Annotated in this window: 12 protein-coding genes and 1 pseudogene; 12 read left to right on the forward strand and 1 reads right to left on the reverse strand. The window is 68.4% G+C overall.

The genetic code is table 11. The annotated features are described in order from the left end of the window. Positions 1-7 precede the first annotated feature (7 nt). The 3 genes from FGS76_RS07115 to FGS76_RS07125 are packed head-to-tail and all read left to right on the forward strand — an operon-like array spanning position 8 to position 4855. The gene (locus FGS76_RS07115) at positions 8-556 is read left to right on the forward strand and encodes a MotA/TolQ/ExbB proton channel family protein (RefSeq protein ID WP_138771926.1); all 549 of its coding nucleotides are present in this window, start codon (positions 8-10) and stop codon (positions 554-556) included. Further along, positions 549-908: a DUF2149 domain-containing protein gene (locus FGS76_RS07120; RefSeq protein ID WP_138771927.1), complete on the forward strand. Its 360-nt coding sequence runs from the start codon at positions 549-551 to the stop codon at positions 906-908. Before FGS76_RS07115 ends, FGS76_RS07120 begins: the two co-directional genes overlap by 8 nt. Beyond that, positions 905-4855: a cobaltochelatase subunit CobN gene (locus tag FGS76_RS07125; RefSeq protein ID WP_138771928.1), complete on the forward strand. Its 3951-nt coding sequence runs from the start codon at positions 905-907 to the stop codon at positions 4853-4855. The genes FGS76_RS07120 and FGS76_RS07125 overlap by 4 nt, the downstream gene beginning before the upstream one ends. Positions 4856-4999: 144 nt before the next feature. Here FGS76_RS07125 and FGS76_RS19830 read toward each other — a convergent pair. Beyond that, positions 5000-5116, reverse strand: a pseudogene (locus FGS76_RS19830) (hypothetical protein); the annotation flags it as partial. A 73-nt stretch (positions 5117-5189) separates the two neighbouring features. Between FGS76_RS19830 and FGS76_RS07135 the strand changes: the two are divergent. The 9 genes from FGS76_RS07135 (at position 5190) to FGS76_RS07175 (ending at position 17849) form a co-directional block, all read left to right on the forward strand. Further along, positions 5190-8180, forward strand: coding sequence for a xanthine dehydrogenase family protein molybdopterin-binding subunit (locus FGS76_RS07135; RefSeq protein WP_138771930.1), 2991 nt, complete (start codon positions 5190-5192; stop codon positions 8178-8180). Next, a complete protein-coding gene (locus FGS76_RS07140) occupies positions 8177-9004 on the forward strand; it encodes an FAD binding domain-containing protein (RefSeq protein WP_138771931.1) in 828 nt (275 codons plus the stop codon). Before FGS76_RS07135 ends, FGS76_RS07140 begins: the two co-directional genes overlap by 4 nt. Continuing rightward, positions 8988-9518 carry a (2Fe-2S)-binding protein gene (locus FGS76_RS07145; RefSeq protein WP_138771932.1) on the forward strand — a complete coding sequence of 177 codons (531 nt, stop codon included), beginning with the start codon at positions 8988-8990 and terminating at the stop codon, positions 9516-9518. Before FGS76_RS07140 ends, FGS76_RS07145 begins: the two co-directional genes overlap by 17 nt. Next, a complete protein-coding gene (locus FGS76_RS07150; RefSeq protein ID WP_138771933.1) occupies positions 9511-11046 on the forward strand; it encodes an AMP-binding protein in 1536 nt (511 codons plus the stop codon). The genes FGS76_RS07145 and FGS76_RS07150 overlap by 8 nt, the downstream gene beginning before the upstream one ends. Positions 11047-11070: 24 nt before the next feature. After that, positions 11071-11874 carry an enoyl-CoA hydratase/isomerase family protein gene (locus tag FGS76_RS07155; protein ID WP_138771934.1) on the forward strand — a complete coding sequence of 268 codons (804 nt, stop codon included), beginning with the start codon at positions 11071-11073 and terminating at the stop codon, positions 11872-11874. Between the two features lie 102 nt (positions 11875-11976). Then, complete coding sequence (locus FGS76_RS07160) at positions 11977-13215, forward strand: benzoate/H(+) symporter BenE family transporter (protein WP_138771935.1); 1239 nt, start codon at positions 11977-11979, stop codon at positions 13213-13215. Beyond that, positions 13212-15179 carry a TRAP transporter permease gene (locus FGS76_RS07165; protein ID WP_138771936.1) on the forward strand — a complete coding sequence of 656 codons (1968 nt, stop codon included), beginning with the start codon at positions 13212-13214 and terminating at the stop codon, positions 15177-15179. The genes FGS76_RS07160 and FGS76_RS07165 overlap by 4 nt, the downstream gene beginning before the upstream one ends. A gap of 37 nt (positions 15180-15216) precedes the next feature. Next, positions 15217-16212, forward strand: a complete 996-nt coding sequence (locus FGS76_RS07170; RefSeq protein ID WP_138771937.1) for a TAXI family TRAP transporter solute-binding subunit — start codon at positions 15217-15219, stop codon at positions 16210-16212. Continuing rightward, a complete protein-coding gene (locus FGS76_RS07175; RefSeq protein ID WP_138771938.1) occupies positions 16209-17849 on the forward strand; it encodes a thiamine pyrophosphate-binding protein in 1641 nt (546 codons plus the stop codon). Before FGS76_RS07170 ends, FGS76_RS07175 begins: the two co-directional genes overlap by 4 nt. Positions 17850-17861 lie beyond the last annotated feature (12 nt).

Here is a 17861-nt window from a genome sequence, read left to right on the forward strand (position 1 = left end):
GCCTTCCATGGCCACGCCCCTCGATACGCTGCGTTTGATTCTGCACGGCATCGCCGATCTGCTGGCCTGGCCGGTGATGGTCGGGTTGTTGCTGGCCGCCGCCCTGACCCTGATCGCGGTGGGCCAGTGCCTGCGCCAGGGGCTGACGCGCCGGCGGCCGGACGCCGGGCTGGAACACCTCGACCGGGCGGCACGGGAAGCCGGCGACACCCCGCTTTCGCTGCGTCTGGAACGGATTCTGGTGGAGGCCGAACACCGCCAATGGCGGGCCGTCACCCGCCTGCGACTGCTGGTGCGGGTGGGGCCGGCGCTGGGCCTGATGGGGACGCTGATTCCCATGGCCCACGCCCTGCAGGGGCTTGCCGAGGGCCAGATGCCGGCCCTGGCGGGCAATATGGTCACCGCCTTCGCCGCCACCGTGCTGGGCCTGGCGATCAGCGTGGTGGCGTTCCTGTTGGCGGCGGTGCGCGAGCGCTGGGCCCGCGATGACGGCGCCGAGCTGGCACTGCACGCCGAGTCCCTTCTGGCCGGACCGGAGAGCGCCGCCCATGCATGAGCACCGCCTGCTGCGCCGCCATCGCCGCTTCACGGAAAGCGCCCTGGACGACGACCCGTTATCCGGCATCGCCAATCTGTTCGATGTCAGTCTGGCCTTTATCGTGGCACTGATCCTGGCGCTGTTTTCGTTGTTCTCACTGCAGGATTTTCTCGATCCCGACAGCCGGGTCACGGTGATGACACAGAACGCCGCCGGTGAGACCACCCTGATCACCAAGGAGCGCGAGAGCATCAAGGTACAGAAGGTCAGTGATCGGGAGCTGAGCGGTGCCGGCACCCGTTTGGGCACCGCCTACCGGCTTGCCGATGGCCAGGTGGTGTATGTGCCGGAAGATGGGGAGACACCATGACGCCCTGGTGGAGAGGGGCGGCTCTGGTCGCGGCCACGTTCACCGTGCTGCTGTGCGCCACCATGGCGAGCGCCGCGCCGGCACGCATCGCGGTGGTCTACGATGGCGGCGAGAGCACCGGCGCCGGCGAGGTCCTGCGTGCCGCCCGGGCGCTGGGCGCGTCGGTGGAGGTAACGGTATACGCCGCCGGTGACGGCGGCCAGACCCTGGACGATGACGCCGAGACCACGCTGACCCATCAGGATGTGGTGTTCGTGGACGGCGGCTCCGACCAGGCGCAAGCCCACCGGGCCCTGCTGACCCGGGTCGGCGCCGCCACGCGCCTGGCGGTGACATCACCGGCGCCGGGTCTGGCCGGCACCGTCACCGGGGAACAGGCGGCGCGGCTGGCCGAGTACTGGCGCCAGCCGTCCCAGGAAAATTACCGGGGCCTGCTCACCTATCTGGCCAGGGTGGTGGTGGCCGGGGCGCCGGCGTCCACGGTTGCCGCCCCCCGCCACTATCCCGAGGACGGCTTTTACCGGCCCGGCGCCGACGCCCTGTTCGACGACTGGGCCGCCTACCGGGAAACCCGCGATGCGGACGCCGACGCCCTGCCCCGCATCGGCATTCTGTTCCATCGCAATCTGTATCTTCAGGAAGACCTGGCCACCGTCGACGCCCTGATCGAGGCGGTGCGGGCGGAAGGCGGCGAACCGGTGGCCCTGGCCTACGACGACGATCCACGGCTGGACCGGCTGCAGGACGACCGGGGTTTGCCACGGGTGGACGCGGTGATTTTCCAAGGTACCGTGCTCGACCGTGATCACCGGGAAGCCGGCATCGACCGGGCCCGCGCCCTGGGCGTGCCGGTGCTGTCGGCCCTTCAGGTACGCGGCCGCGACGGTGCCGCCTACCGGCAATCGGACCACGGCCTGGCGCCACGGGATTCCGGCAACGTGGCCCGGGGCGAACGCGACGGCACCTTCGAGCCCCTGGCGGTGGCCGCCGCCGGGCAACGCCGTTTCGGCCGCCGGGACGCCGAGCCGATGGCCGAACAGGTACGCTGGCGGGCCGCCCGGGCGGTGTCCTGGGCGCGGCTGCAACGCCGTGCCAACGCCGACAAGCGGGTGGTCTTCACGTTCTGGAGCGAGAGCGGCGGCAAGGCGGACCTGGGCGCCGACCCGGACGACTTTCTCGATGTGCCCGGCACCCTGATCCAGTTGCTGAAGCAAATGAAAGCACGCGGCTACGACCTGGGCCAGGCCCCGCTGCCGGACCGCGACCAGCTGTCGCAACGGCTGGTGGAGGAGGCCGCCAACATCGGCGGCTGGGCGGGCCAGTCCCTGCGCCGCCGGGCCGCCGGCGACGACGTGATCAAGGTGCCCCTGGCCCGTTACCAGCAATGGTTCGACGGCCTGCCAGCGTCCCTGCGCGAGCGCATGATCGATGTCTGGGGGCCGCCCCCCGGCCACATTCAGGTGGGCGACCCGGACGGCGATCCCTTTGTGATGCTGCCGGCGCTGCGTTTCGGCAAGGTGGTGATCGCCGCGCACCCGGCCTGGGGGTACCTGGAAAACGAAAAGGCGCTGAAATCCGCCGACGCCCTGCCCCCCCATCACCAGTACGCGGCGTTCTTTCTGTGGATGCAGAAGGAGTTCAAGGCGGACGCCTGGGTAAGCCTGTTCAGCAATATCGTGCTGCAGCCGGGCAAGAGCGAGGGCCCCCTGGCGGACGACGCCATCGGCCGGCTGCTCGGCCCCACCCCGCACATTCATCCGGAGCGACTCGGCGGTGCCGGCGGCCTGGCCAACAAGCGCAAGGCGCTGGCGCTGACGCCGGGCTGGTACAACCTGGTGGTGCCCACCGGCGAGCTGGCCACCCTGGCCCCCCTGAAGGATCTGCTCGCCCGCTATCCGGATCTGCAGGGGCACCAGGACCTGCGCGCCGGCGCCCGCCGGGCGATCCGCGATGAAGCGGTTTCCCTGGGGCTGGACCGCATGCTCGGCGAGGACCTGGACGAGATGCCGTTCCAGTCCCTGCGTCAGGCGTTGAACGATCATATTCAGAATCTGGAAGCCCAAAGCATGCCCTACGGCACCCGGGTACTGGGTAGCGTGCCACCGCCGGAGGCCTTGACCGGCATGGTGGCGGCCATGCTCAAGGGCAACACCGGCACCACCCTGCCATCGGCGGTCCTCCAGGTGGCGGTGGCCGGGGGCGACGCCGAGGCGTTGGCCAGGGCCAACGGCACAGCCCTGTCCGACCGGGAACGCCAGGCGGTGGCACGGGCCCGCCGCTACGCCGAGGGCCTGCGTGGCGCACCCCGCGAAATCGACGCCATCCTGGACGCGCTGGAAGGCCACTGGATCGAGCCCGGGCCCATGTTCTCGCCGCTGCGCCGGGCCGACAGCCTGCCGGTAGGGCGCAATCTGTACACCTTTGATCCGGCCATCATGCCCACCCCGGAAGCGGAGGCCACCGGCCGGCAACTGGCCGCCGACACCGTCGCCGCCTTCCGCGAGGACCACCAGGGTCGCTACCCGGAACAGCTGGCGTTCGTGCTGTTTTCCAGCGAGACCACCCGCAATCAGGGCGTCAATGAAGCGCACATCCTGGCGTTGCTGGGGGTCGCCGTGGAACGGGACGCCCAGGGCCGGGTCAGCGGCCTGAAGCGCCTTTCCCGCGAACAGCTTGGGCGCCCCAGGGTGGACGTGACGGTGACCACCAGCGGCACCTACCGCGATCACTACGGCGGCCTGATGGATCTGATCGACGAGGCGGTGCGCCTCGCCGCCGAGGCCCCGGAAAGCGATAACCCGGTGGCCGCCACCAGTCGCCAGCGGGCCCGGGCCCTGAAAGCACAGGGGATGGACGATCAGCGCGCCGAGCAATTGTCCCGGGCCCGGGTGTTCTCCACCGCCCCCGGTGCCTATTCGCCCAACATTCAGTTTCTTGCCCGCGCCGGCGACCAGCGCGGCGACCAGGCGGATATGGCGGCGCTCTATCGGGATCGCATGGGCCATGTGTACGGCGGCGGCCAGCAGGGCGCCGCCTGGCCGGCGCTGTTCGCGGACACCGTGAAGGGGCTGCAGGGCGCGGTGCTGCCCCGCTCCAGCGATGTGAACGGCATGCTCGATCATCCGATGTCGGCGGCCTTTCTCGGTGGTCTGGACATGGCCGCCCGCGCCGCCGGCGGCGCCGGGGCCGAGCTGTACGTAAGCCGCCCGGACCGGGCCGGCGGTGACTCCCTGCAAAGCGCCGCCCGCGCGGTGCAGGAAGAGCTCACCACCCGCTACTTCAATCCGCGCTGGATTGCTCAGATGCAGGCCCACGGCTACGACGGCGCGCGCACTTTTCTGTTCCTCACCGACCAGCTCGATCTGTGGAACAGCACCACTCAGCAGGTGGTGACCAGCGCCGACTGGGCCAAGGTGAAATCGGTCTATGTGGACGATGAGTATGGGCTGGATATGCAGGCCTTTCTCGACCGCCACAATCCCTATGCGGAGCAAGGTTTGCTGGCCAATCTGCTGGGCGCCGCCGAACGGGGCCAGTGGCGGGCCAGCGACGCGGACCGGCGTCAGGTGGCCCGGCGTCTGGTGGAAAGCACCCTGGCCCACGGCAGCGCCTGCAACGCCACACTGTGCCGCAACCCGGCCCTGACCGGACAGATCGAAACCACCCTGGCCTCCGCCCCCGGCGGCGCCGAGCTGGTGGGACGCTACCGCGACGCCCTGCGGTCCGCCACCGGCCAGGCACCCGCCGCCCCCGACGCGGCGCCGGCTTCCATGCAGGGACCGGCCGGCCCGGCGCCGGCCCGGGTCACCGGTCGGGTAATGGAAACGGTGGCCCGCCCGTCGACCGAGGGGACGGCGGCGCCCGCCGGCCCGCTGCTGCCGGGCGTCCTGCTGGCCGCCTTGCTGCTGGTGGGATTGGGTTTTGCCTGGAAACCGGAGCGCCGCTGAAGCGAGCTTCAGCCCACGGACGGGGCGGTAGTGCTGCTCCCGGTTTTCCCGGCGGGTCTTGGCGTCGATGGCGTATTCACCCCTGGTCAGACGGCGCAGGGCGGCGTCGATCTTGTCGAGCAGTCTGATCTCCCGGTCCAGGGCACGCAGCACCAGGCGCTGTTCCTCTTCCTGGGCGGCCTGGTCCGCTTCATCCGGTTCGCGCACGGTGGGACGATCAGACTGAAAGGTAAATCCCCCGACCCGGGGACAGAAATCCATCGCGCCCGGCAAGGCATCGCCAAGGCGCGCGACCGACACTAGGGCTCTCGGATAAGAGAATAAAGAGTCCTGGATGAGCGATCACAGCACCGAGACCCGAGCCGATGGCAGTCACATCGGCCGGTCCCAGACCCGTTTCGAGGATCAGGCCCTGCTGCGTGGCCTGGGCCGATACGCCGACGACCTGGCGACGCCGCCGGGTACCCTGCACGCCGCCGTCGTGCGCTCCCCCCATGCCCATGCCCGAGTGCTGTCCGTGGACGCCTCCGAGGCGCTCGCCCTCAAGGACGTGCGCGCGGTGCTCACCGGCGAGGACGTGAAGCGCTGGGCCCACCCGTTCCCGGTGGGCGTGCGCGGCGCGCCCATGGAGCACTGGTGCCTGGCGGTGGACAAGGTCCGCTACGTGGGCGAGCCGGTGTGCGTGGTGATCGCCGAGGACCGCTACCGGGCGGAGGACGCCCTGGATCTGGTGCGGGTGCAATACGAGCCGCTGAAGCCGGTGATCGATCCGGAGAAAGCCGCCGCCGAGGACGCGCCGGTGCTGCACGAGGCGGTGGGCGGCAACGTGGTCAACGAGCGCCACTTCCGCTACGGCGATCCGGAAAAAGCCTTCGAGGAGGCGGAGCATCGGGTTTCCATCAAGGTGCGCTTCCCGCGCAACTCCTGCACCCCCATCGAGTGCTATGTGGTGGTGGGCCAGTATCAGCCGGCCACCGGCGTGTACGACATTCTGTCCAACTTCCAGGGCCCCTACGCGCTGCATTCGGTGATGGCGCGGGCGCTGAACGTGACCAGCAACCGGCTGCGGCTGCGCACGCCGCCGGACTCCGGCGGCAGCTTCGGCATCAAGCAGGGCGTGCTCAGCTATGTGGTGCTGATGGGCCTGGCGGCGCGCAAGGCCGGCGCCCCGGTGAAATGGGTGGAGGACCGGCTGGAGCACCTGCAGGCCTCCTCCAGCGCCACCAACCGGGTGGCGGACATGGAGGCGGCGGTGGACGCGGACGGCCGCGTCACCGCCCTGCGCTACGACCAGATCGACGACTGCGGCGGCTATCTGCGCGCGCCGGAGCCGGCCACCTTCTATCGCATGCACGGCAACCTGACCGGCGCCTATGGCATCCGCAATCTGTCGGTGCGCAACCGGGTGGTGCTCACCAACAAACTGCCCAGCGGCCTGAACCGGGGCTTCGGCGGCGGCCAGATGTACTTCGCCCTGGAGCGTCTGATGCACCAGGTGGCGCGGCAACTGAACCTGGATCCGCTGGACGTGATGCGCCGCAACCTGCTGCCGGCGGACGCCTTCCCCTACCGCACCGCCTCCGGGGCGCTGCTGGATTCCGGCAACTACCCCGGCACCGTGGACCTGGCCCTGCGCGACGGCGGCTACCACGAGCTGATCCGGCGCCGTGACCAGGCCCGGGCCGAGGGCAAGCTGTACGGCGTGGGCCTGTGCGCGGTGGTGGAGCCGTCGATTTCCAATATGGGCTACATCACCACCGCCCTGACGCCGGAGCAGCGCGCCAAGGCGGGCCCGAAGAACGGCGCTGTCAGCACCGCCACCCTCAGCATCGATCCGCTCGGCGGCATCACCGCGCACGTCTCCTCCACGCCCCAGGGCCAGGGTCATCAGACCGTGGTCGCCCAGGTGGTGGCCGAGGTGCTGGGCGTGGACCCGGCCAGCATCCTGGTCAATGTGGAGCTGGACACCGGCAAGGACCCCTGGTCGATCGCCTCCGGCAACTATTCCAGCCGCTTCGCCGGCGCCGTGGCCGGCGCCGTGCACAAGGCGGCGCTGCAGGTGCGCGCGCGGCTGGCCAACATCGCCGCCACCCTGATGGAAGCCGACCCCGAGCAGGTGCGCTTCGCCGGCGGCAAGGTCTTTATCGAGGACGGCCCCAGCCTGGGCTTCCATCGTGTCGCCGGCACCGCCCACTGGTCCCCCGCCCTGCTGCCGGACAGTGAAAGCGGCGGCCTGCGCGAGACCGCCTTCTGGACGCCGCCCCAGCTGGAGGCGCCGGACGACGACGATCACATCAACAGCTCCCTGTGCCACGGCTTTATCTTCGATTACTGCGGCGTGGAGATCGACCGGGTCACCGGCGAGGTCCACATCGACCGCTACGTGACCTGCCACGACGCCGGCCGCCTGCTGAACCCGATGCTGGTGGACGGTCAGATCCGTGGCGGCTTCACCCAGGCCCTGGGCGTGGCGCTGATGGAAGAGTTCGCCTACGGCGAGGACGGCAGCTTCCTGTCCGGCACCCTGGCCGACTACCTGCTGCCCACCGCCCCGGAGGCGGTGGAACCGCTGATCCTGCACACCGAAACGCCCTCCCCGTTCACGCCGCTGGGCGCCAAGGGCGTGGGCGAAGGCAACAACATGAGCACGCCGGTGTGCATCGCCAACGCGGTGGCCGACGCCCTGGGCCGCGACGACATCCAATTGCCGCTGACCCCGTCCCGGGTGCGCGGCCTGATCGGCATCGACGAGCCGCCGGCGCCGGAAGGGCTGGAGCCGCTGGCCGCGCCCCGCGCCGGCGGGCCGGCCCTGCAGGCGCGGGACTCGGTGGTGGTGCCGGCGTCGCCGCAAACCGTCTACGACACCGTGCTCGATCCGGAAACCCTGCGCGCCATCATTCCCGGCTGCCATGCCCTGGAGCTGGAAGGCGACAACCAGTACCGCGCCGACGTGACCGTGGGCGTGGGCATGATCAAGGCGCGCTTCGCCGCCCGGGTCCGGCTCAGCGACCTGGACCCGCCCCGCTCCCTGCGGCTGTCCGGCTCCGGCGACAGCGCCATGGGCTCCGCCTCCGGCAGCGCCCACGTGACCCTGGTGGAACTGGACAACGGCCACACCCGCCTGGAGTACGTCTACGAGGTGGACGTGGGCGGCAAGATCGCGGCGGTGGGCGGCCGCATGCTGCAAAGCGCCTCGAAAATCATTATCGGCCAGGTGTTCAACCGGCTCGCCCAGCGCCTCACCGGCAAGCCGGTGGGCGGCGGCCTCTGGCAACGGCTGCGCGCGCTGATCGCGCGGCTGCTCGGCAAGGGAGACGCATCATGAAGGCGGCGTCGTTCGATTACGTGCGCGCTTCCAGCAAAAAGGAAGTGCTGCGGTTGCTCCACGAACACGGCGAGGACGCCCGGCTGCTGGCCGGCGGCCAGTCGCTGATGGCCACCCTCAATATGCGGCTCACCCAGCCCAAGGTGGTGGTCGACATCAACCGGGTGGAGGAACTCAACCGGATCCGCAACGAAAGCGGTTATCTGGCGGTGGGCGCGGCGGTGCGCCAGGTGCAGCTCACCGACCGCGCCGAGCTGGCCCGGGAAGTGCCGCTGCTGGCCAAGGCGCTGCCCTGGATCGGCCACTTCCAGACCCGCAACCGGGGCACCGTGTGCGGCTCCGTGGCCCATGCCGACCCGAGCGCGGAGATTCCGCTTTGCCTGGTGACCCTGGGCGGCAGCGTGGTGCTGGAATCGCTGAAGGGCAAACGGCGGGAAGTGCCGGCGGCGGACTTTTTTCAGGGTCTGCTGACCACCGACCGCCAGCCCCGGGAATTGATCAGCGAGGTGCGCTTCCCGCTGGCGCAGGACGGCACCGACTACCGCTTCCAGGAGATCGCCATGCGTCACGGCGACTTCGCCCTGGTGGCCCTGGCCCTGTGCCTGCGCGACGACGGCGCCCACCTGGGCGTGGGCGGCGTGGCCGACCGGCCGGTGGCGCAAACGCTGCCCCTGGGCGACGACTTGCCCGATGCCCTCAACACCCTGGCCTGGTCGCTGGGCGCCCAGGACGACGTTCATGCCTCCGCGGCCTACCGGCGCCAGCTGGTGCGCGAACTGGGCCAGCGACTGATCGAGGAGCCTTCCCATGCACGCCCCCGCTGAACAGCGCAGTGAGATCGAACTGGAACTGAACGGCGAAACCCGCCATGGCCGCGCCGAGCCGCGCACCCAGCTTTGCGACTTTTTGCGCCACGAGCTGGGCGCCACCGGCGTGCACGTGGGCTGCGAGCACGGCGTGTGCGGCGCCTGCACGGTGCTGGTGGACGGCGTCGCCTCGCGCTCCTGCCTGATGCTCGCGGTGCAGGCGGACGGTCGCCGCATCGACACGGTGGAATCCCTGGCCCGGGACGACGTGATGAACGACCTGCAGCAGGCCTTCAGCCGCCATCACGCTCTGCAATGCGGCTTCTGCACCAGCGGCATTCTGATGTCCTGCGTGGAATTTCTGCAAAAGGTACCGGACCCGGACGAAGCGCAGGTGCGCGACATGCTGTCCGGGCATCTGTGCCGTTGCACCGGCTACACCGGCATCGTGCGCGCGGTGCTGGAGGTAGCCCGCCAACGCCAAAGCGGCGAATCACAACAAAATGCTTCGGAGAACCCCAACGATGTTTGATCTTGGACGCAGCTTTCTGGCGGCCGTGGAACGGCGCCCCCAGGCGACGGCGGTCAGTGACGGCCGCCAACGCCTCAGTTACCAGGACTGGTTCGATGTCATTCAGCGCGCCGCCCAGGGGCTGCAGGACCTGGGACTGACCAAGGGGGACCATCTGGTGGCGGCGATGCAGAACCGCTGGCAGATGGCCACGCTGCATTGGGCCTGCCAGTTCGCCGGCATTGTCATGACCCCGCTCAACTGGCGCTGCACCGCCGAGGACCTGGCCTGGACCCTGAAAAACGCGGACGCCCGCGCCCTGGTTCACGACGAATCGGTGCTCGAGGCGGTGCGCGCCATGGGCGACCCGGCGATCCCCTGTGTCAGCATCGGTGACGCGGCGTTCCAGGACAGCCACCGCTTCGACCAGCTGTGCGCCCGGGCGCCCACCGGCACCATCCTGCGCGCCGGTCCGGAGGACTGGTCACTGATGCTCTACACCTCCGGCACCACCAGCCGCCCCAAGGGGGTGCCACGCCGGCACCGCGCCGAACGCGCCGCCGCCCTCGCCCATGTGGCGCAGAACCTGTACAGCCAGGAAGAATGCACGCTGGGCGTGATGCCGCTGTACCACACCATGGGGGTGCGGTCGCTGTTGTCCATGGCGCTGCTGGACGGGCACTTCGTGTGCATTCCCCGGTTCGACGTGGAAGCCACCCTGGACGCCATCGAGCGCGAGCGCATCAGCAACCTGTACCTGGTGCCCACCCTTTACCACATGCTGATCGAACACCCGGCGTTCAGCCCGGAGCGGGTCGCCAGCGTGCGCAAGATCGGCTTCGCCGGGGCGCCCATGAGCGACGGTCTGATGCGCCGCGTGCAGGAAGCCTTTCAGCCGGATCTGTTCGTCAATCATTACGGCAGCTCCGAGGTGTACACCTTCACCATCGATCAGGCCGCCAACCGCAAGCCCGGCTCCTCCGGTCGCAGCGCGCTCAACCAGCGCATCCGGGTGGTGCACCTGAGCGCCGACTCCCCCGCCGATGTGGTGCCGGCCGGCGAGGAGGGCCAGATCATCGCCGACCTGGCCAGCGACGAAGCGTTTGAAGGTTACTGGCGCCGCCCGGACGCGGACGCCAAATCGATCCGCGAAGGCTGGTACTTCACCGGCGACACCGGCTTTTTCGACAACGACGGCGATCTGTTCGTCACCGGCCGGGTGGATGACCTGATCATCACCGGCGGCGAGAACGTGAGCCCGGCGGAAATCGAGAACGTGCTTTCCCTGCACCCCGCCGTGGAGGAAGTCGCCGTGGTGGGTCTGCCCGATGAGCAGTGGGGCAAGCTGGTCACCGCCTTTATCAAGCTGCGCGAGCCGATCACCGAAGAGCTGCTGGATGCCCATTGCGTCAGCTCCGGGTTGGCCCGTTTCAAACGGCCACGCCGTTACCAATTCATTGAACAGATTCCCAAATCCCCGGTGGGCAAGATCCTGCGCCGCGTGCTGGTGGCCGACTACAGCGACCCGCAACCGGCGGAACAGCCCTGAATGACCCAGAAAAGGAACCACACGATGAACGTGTCCGAGATTGAAAAGTTTCTGAATACCGAGTTCGACGGCTTCAAGGTGGAACTGCGCACCGACCAGGAGCGCGGTGACATTATCCTGAGCCGCCCGCCCTACAACGTGATCGCCATGAGCCAGCGGGAATATCTGCGCCAGGTGTTCGAAGCGCTGGACGCGCACCCCGGCGTGCGCGTCATCGTGGTGCGTGCCGAGGGCCAGCATTTTTCCAGCGGCGGTGACATCCGCGGCTTTCTGGAAGCCTCCCCGGAGCACGTTTCCAAACTGGCCTGGAACGTGGCCGCCGCCGAGCGTTGCAGCAAACCGGTGATCGTCGCCAATCGGGGCTACACCTTCGGCGTGGGCTTCGAGCTGTCGCTGGCCTGCGATTTCCGCATCGCTTCGGAGACCGCCCGCTATGCGCTGCCGGAACAGAACCTGGGTCAGATCCCCGGCTCCGGAGGCTCCGCGCGGCTGCAGAAAATGATCGGCATCACCCGCACCAAGCACATGGTCATGCGCGCCAAGCGGATCAGCGGCGAGCAGGCCCTGGCCTGGGGCTTCGTCACCGAATGCGTGCCGGACGACGAGCTGGAAAGCGCCACCGACGCCCTGGTGGAAGAGCTGCGCCGCTTCTCGCCGCTGGCCCAGCGCACCGCCAAAAAACTGATCAACGACAACGAGGACTCGCCGCTGAGAGTGGCCATCGAAATGGAAGGCCATTGCTACAGCCGCCTGCGCAGCTCCGCCGATTTCAAGGAAGGCGTGGAGGCGTTTCACGCCAAGCGCCCGGCGGTGTTCAAAGGCGAATAGGCCCGAACCACACACTCAACAGCAGCCCGGGCCGGCCCGCGCCCGGTGGATAACAACATTCGGTTGATAACACCCGGTTGATAACAAAAACGGAGGCTTAGCATGCCCCACGAAGTGCCCCTCGATACCGGCGCACGAAACCGTCCGCCTCTGCGTGCCGCCTTCAACAGCCGCACGCTCAGCACCGGGGTGGTGGCGGCGTTATTCGGCTGCACCGGCCCGGCGGTGATCGTTATGAACGCCGCCGAGGCCGGGCGGTTGTCCAACGCTCAGACGGTGGCCTGGCTATTCGGCATCTATGTGCTGGGCGGTCTGATCAGCCTGTTCTTCGCGTTGCGCTATCGTCTGCCGATCAGCGGCGCCTATACCATTCCCGGCGCCGCCATTCTGGCCGCCTCCCTGCAGATGATTCCGTTCAACGAAGCGGTGGGCGCCTTTATCGCCAGCGGGCTGCTGGTGCTGGCCCTGGGCTTCAGTGGTCTGATCGGCCGCCTGGCCAGCTGGCTGCCGGTGCCCATCGTCATGGCGATGATCGCCGGCGCCCTGTTCCGCTTCGCCACCGGCGCGGTGGACTCAGTGGTGGCGGACCCCTGGGTGGCCGGCATCGCCGCCCTCGCCTTCTTTCTCACCGGCCGCCTGCTGCGCTCGGTGCCGCCGGTGCTGGTGGCCGGGGTGGTCGGTCTGGCCATGGCACTGTGGTTCGGTGAGCTGCAAACCGCCCAGGTGTCCCTGGAGCTGGTGATGCTGGCCTTCACCACGCCGGCATTCTCCTGGCAGGCGTTCTTCGCCATCTCGGTACCGCTCACCGCTCTGGTGATCGGCGCGGAGAACGCCCAGGCCATCGGCGTGCTGATGGCCGAGGGCTACCGGCCGCCGGTCAACGCCATGACCATCGCCAGCGGCATCGGCGGCCTGCTGGCCGGTCTGTGCGGCGGCCATAACGCCAATATCGCCGGTCCGATGACCGCCATCTGTTCCTCCGAACAGGCCGGTGAGGACCCCCGGCTGCGTTACGGCGCCTCGGTGGTCAACGGCGTGCTGTTCATTCTTTTCGGGCTGTTCGCGGGCTTCGCGGTGCCTTTCATTCTCGCCCTGCCGAAAGCACTGATCATGGTGATCGCCGGCCTGGCCATGATCGGTGTGCTGCTGGGCGCCTTCCAGCAGGCGTTCCGCAAGAACGGTCCCTGTCAGGTGGGGGCCTTCGTGGCGCTGACCGTGGCGATGAGCAAGTTCTCCCTGCTCGGTATCAGTTCGCCGTTCTGGGCGTTGTTGCTGGGCGTGGCCACCTCCGCCCTGCTCGGTGAACTCGGCGCCGCCCGGCGCCAGGAGACACAGGCATGAGAAAGTACTGTAACCCGGGCAGCGTGGTGGCACTGCTGTGGGCCCTGTTCCAGATCTGGATGGTCTATGGCACGCCGCTGGAGCTGATCGTGGCGGTGCCGATCCATGTCATGTTCGGCGTCATGCTGACCTTCATCACTCACCCGCTGACCCCTCGCCAGGAAGAGCACAGCGGCGGCTTCGGCGTGAGCCGCGCCAGTGACTACCTGCTGGTGGCGGTGGCCGCCGCCATCGCCGTTCATTACTACCTGAGCGGCGACACCCTGATCACCCGCATCGCCATGGTCGATCTGCCCACCACCACCGATCTGGTGGTCGGCGTGGTCACCATGGCGTTGGTGGTGGAAGCGGTGCGCCGCTCCCTGGGCATGGGCCTGACCACCGTGATCCTGGTGTTCCTGGTCTACCAGTTCTGTGGCCCGCTGCTGCGCGAAGTGCCGCTGCTGCGGATTATCGGCCACGACGGCCAGCCCAGCCGGTCGTTCTTCGAGACCTTTATCGATCTGCAGACCATGCAAAACGAGGGCGTGTTCGGTATTCCCAGCATCGTCTCCTACGGTCAGGTGTTCTATTTCCTGCTGTTCGGCGCCTTCCTGCAGCTATTCGGCGGCGGCCAGCTGTTCATGGATCTGTCCATGTTGCTGGTGGGTCGCCTGCGTGGTGGCATGGCCAAGGTATCGATCGTCTCTTCCACCCTGTTCGGCGCGGTCAGTGGCAGCGCCACCGCCAACGCGGCGGTGATGGGGATGTTCACCATTCCCGCCATGAAGCGCTCCGGGATGCGCGCCGAGCAGGCCGCCGCCGTTGAGGCCACCTCCTCCACCGGTGGGCAGTTGATGCCGCCGGTGATGGGCGCCGCCGCCTTCCTGATCGCCCAGTTCATGGGCATCCCCTACGCCGAGGTGGCGCTGGCGGCGATCATTCCGGCGCTGTTGTTCTACCTGGCGCTGTACTTCGTGGTGGATCTGCTGGCCCGCCGCAACAACCTGAGCGGCCTGACCAAGGCGGAACTGGACACCGACTGGGGCAGCGTATTGAAGCGGCTCTATCTGCTGATCCCGGTGGGCGTGCTGGTGTACCAGATCATGGCCGGCCGCGCGCTCAGCTCCGCCACCCTGGAAGCAGTCTGGCTGACCGTGTTCCTGGGGCTGTTCACGCGCGGCTGGGAAGGCCTGCGCGAGCACGGCCTCGACGGCCTGGTAGGCGCCGTCCGCTCGGTGGTGGCCGACTCGGTGCAGGCGCTGGACTCCGGCGCGCGCAGTGCCATCGCCGTGGCGATCCCCTGCGCCGGCGCCGGCATCGTGGTCGGCATCGCTTCCAGCACCAACCTGGGCCTGACCTTCGGCACCTTCGTGACCACCCTGTCCGGCGGCATGATGATCCCGGCTCTTCTGCTGGTGATGATCATGGTGATCGTGATGGGCATGGGCATGCCTACCACCGCCGCCTACATCATGGGCGCCATCCTCGCCATTCCGGCCCTGGACAAGCTGGGCGTGCCGCAGCTGTCCTCGCACTTCTTCGTGCTGTACTTCGCCGCCCTGTCCATGGTCACACCACCGGTGGCACTGGCCGCCTTCGTCGCCGGCGGCATCGCCAAGGCGGACGTCTGGAAAACCGGTTGGGCCGCATTCCGCTACAGCCTGGCCGGCTTCCTGGTGGCGTTCGCCTTCGCCTTCAGCCCGGCGCTGTTGCTGCAGGGCGAATGGGCCCGGATCGTCACCGCCACGGTCACCGCCGCCATCGGCTGCTATGCCCTGGCCGGTTGCGTGGCCGGCTTCCTGCGTACTCGCAATTCCAGGCTGGAATCGCTGTTGTTGTTGGCCGCCGCGGTACTGCTGATCACCCCCAAACTGACCGCCTCTCTGGTCGGCCTGGTGCTGCTGGCGCTGGTGCTCGGTGGCCAGCTGTGGCGCCGCCGCGCGGCGGCGGAGCCCGAGCCGGCCGCCACCGCCCGGGAATAACCTTCGACCCGACTTTCCATAATCAGGAGAACAAAAAATGCGACATCTCACCCTACGGCATTTCGCCATCGCCCTGTTCACCGCCCTACTGGCGCTGACCGGCGCGGCCCGGGCCGCCGACCCGGTCAAGGTCAAGTTCGCCGCCGGCCCCACCGGCACCACCTGGTACGCCTACGCCGGTGCCCTGCGCACGGAAATGCTGGCCGGCCTGCCCCAGGGTTCCACCGTGGACATCCAGGGCACGCCCATGGCCATCGCCAACACCAAGCTGCTCACCGCCAAGCGCACCGACGTGGCGCTGATCTTCCCGCCGGTGGCGTCCTGGGCCGAGCGCGGCTTCGGCCCGTTCGACAAAAAGATCGACAATATTCGCGGTCTTGTGGGTGGCCTGGACCAGTACTATCAGCGCGTCACCGTGCAGAACGACAGCACCATCAAAAGCCTGGCTGAGATCAAGAACAACAAGCTGGCGGTGCGCATCGGCACCGGCCCCCAGGGCAGTCTCAATGAATACATCGCGCGCCTGATCCTGGCCGCCAATGGCCTCAGCTACGAAGACATCGAATCGTTCGGCGGCAGCGTCAGCCGCTCCAGCCTGAGCATTCTTCAGGACCAGTTCGGTGACGGTAAGCTGGACATGATCATCGGCATCACCACCGCCGGCCACCCCAACACCTCGCAGCTGTCGATCACCCCCGGCCAGCGCTTCCTGAGCCTCAGCGACGACGCCATCGCCTACCTGGAAAAATACGGCTTCACCCCGGCCACCATGCCGGCGGACCTGTTCGAGGGTCAGAGCGAGCCCGTCAAGGGCGTGGGCTTCAGCACCTCCATCTACGCCAACGCGGACATGCCGGACGAAGAGGCCTACCAGATCACCAAGGCGATCATGGAAGGCCGTAAAAGCGTGCAGCGCTCGTTCGGTTCCATGGCCGGCTGGACCCTGGAAGGCGCCGCCGCCGCTGAAAATCTGGCGGTGCCGCTGCATCCCGGCGCCAAGAAGTACTACCAGGAAGCGGCGAAAGCGCAATGACGGCGAGCAACGCGCCTACAGGCACCGGCGGCCAGGTGATCGTCGACCTGCTGCGTCGCAACGGCGTGGACCGGGTATTCACGGTACCGGGAGAAAGTTTTCTGCCGGTGCTGGACGCCCTGCACGACGCCCCGGAAATCGAACTGGTGGTGTGCCGTCAGGAAGGCGGCGCCACCATGATGGCCGAGGCCCATGCCAAGCTCACCGGCCGGCCCGGAGTGTGCTTCGTGACCCGTGGCCCGGGCAGCGCCAACGCGCTGGCCGGCCTGCACGTGGCGGCCCAGGACTCGACCCCGCTGCTGGTGTTCGTTGGCCAGGTACCGAGCGGCTTTCAGGAACGGGAAGCCTGGCAGGAAGTGGACGTGCAGGCGCTGTTCGGTTCGGTGGCGAAGTGGGCCGTGGACCTGCAGCACAGCGAGCGGCTGCCGGAATATCTGGGCCGCGCCTTCGCCACCGCCCGCTCCGGCCGCCAGGGACCGGTGGTGATCGGCCTGGCCGAGGACCTGCTCTATGAATCGGTGGCGGCGGTGAACACCGCCGCGGTAACGCCGGCGCAAAGTTATCCGGCGGTGCGCGAGGTGCGCGCCCTGGAACGCCGGCTGGCGGCGGCGCGCCGCCCGCTGGCGGTGTTCGGAGGCTCCGGCTGGGACGCCGAAAGCCACGACAAACTGCGCCGTTTCGCGGAGGTCCATGGACTGCCGGTGGTCACCGGCTTCCGCCGTCAGGACCGCTTCGACAACAGCCATCCGTTGTACGCCGGCGACGCCGGGCTGGGTATGAACCCGGCCCTGGCGGCGCTGATCGAGGAAGCGGATCTGATCCTGGCGGTGGGCACCCGGCTCGGCGACATCACCACCCGCCACTATCAACTTCTGGAGGTGCCCCGCCCCCATCAGCAACTGATCCATGTGCACCCGCAGCCGGAAGAACTGGGCCGCGTCTATCACACCGATCTGGCGATCTGCGCCGGGGTGCGGGGTTTCGCCGAAACCGTCTCCCTGCGCGCCGACCGGCCGCTGGACGACAAGCGCCGGACCTGGCTGGAACGGGCCGGCCAGGTGTACCGGAACTGGGCCCGGCCCACCGAAGCCCCCGGCCCCATGCAACTAGCCCGGGTGGTGGAATGGCTCGGCCAGCGACTTCCGCCGGAGGCGGTGATCAGCAACGGCGCCGGCAACTACACCCTCTGGGTGCACCGCTTCTATCCGTTCCGTGCCTTCGGCAGCGCCCTGGCGCCCACCTCCGGTTCCATGGGCTATGGCCTGCCGGCGGCGATCGCCGCCAAGCTCGCCGACCGGCAAAGGCCGGCGGTGTGTTTCGCCGGCGACGGCTGCTTTCTGATGACCTGCCAGGAACTGGCCACCGCCGTGCAATATGGCGCCAACGTGATCGTTATCGTGGTTAACAACGGCTCCTACGGTTCCATCCGCATGCACCAGGAGCGGCAATACCCGGGCCGGCGCTACGGCACCGACCTGGTTAATCCGGACCTGGTCGCCCTGGCCCGCGCCTTCGGGGCCGAGGCGGAACGGGTGGAAAACAGCGAGCATTTCCCGGCGGTGTTTGAACGGGCCCTGGAGGCGGATCGTCCGTTTCTCATCGAGCTGCCCATCGACCCGTCGATTCTGAAACCCTGAATCGCGGCTAAA

Source organism: Alloalcanivorax gelatiniphagus (assembly GCF_005938655.1).
Taxonomy (GTDB): Bacteria; Pseudomonadota; Gammaproteobacteria; order Pseudomonadales; family Alcanivoracaceae; genus Alloalcanivorax; species Alloalcanivorax gelatiniphagus.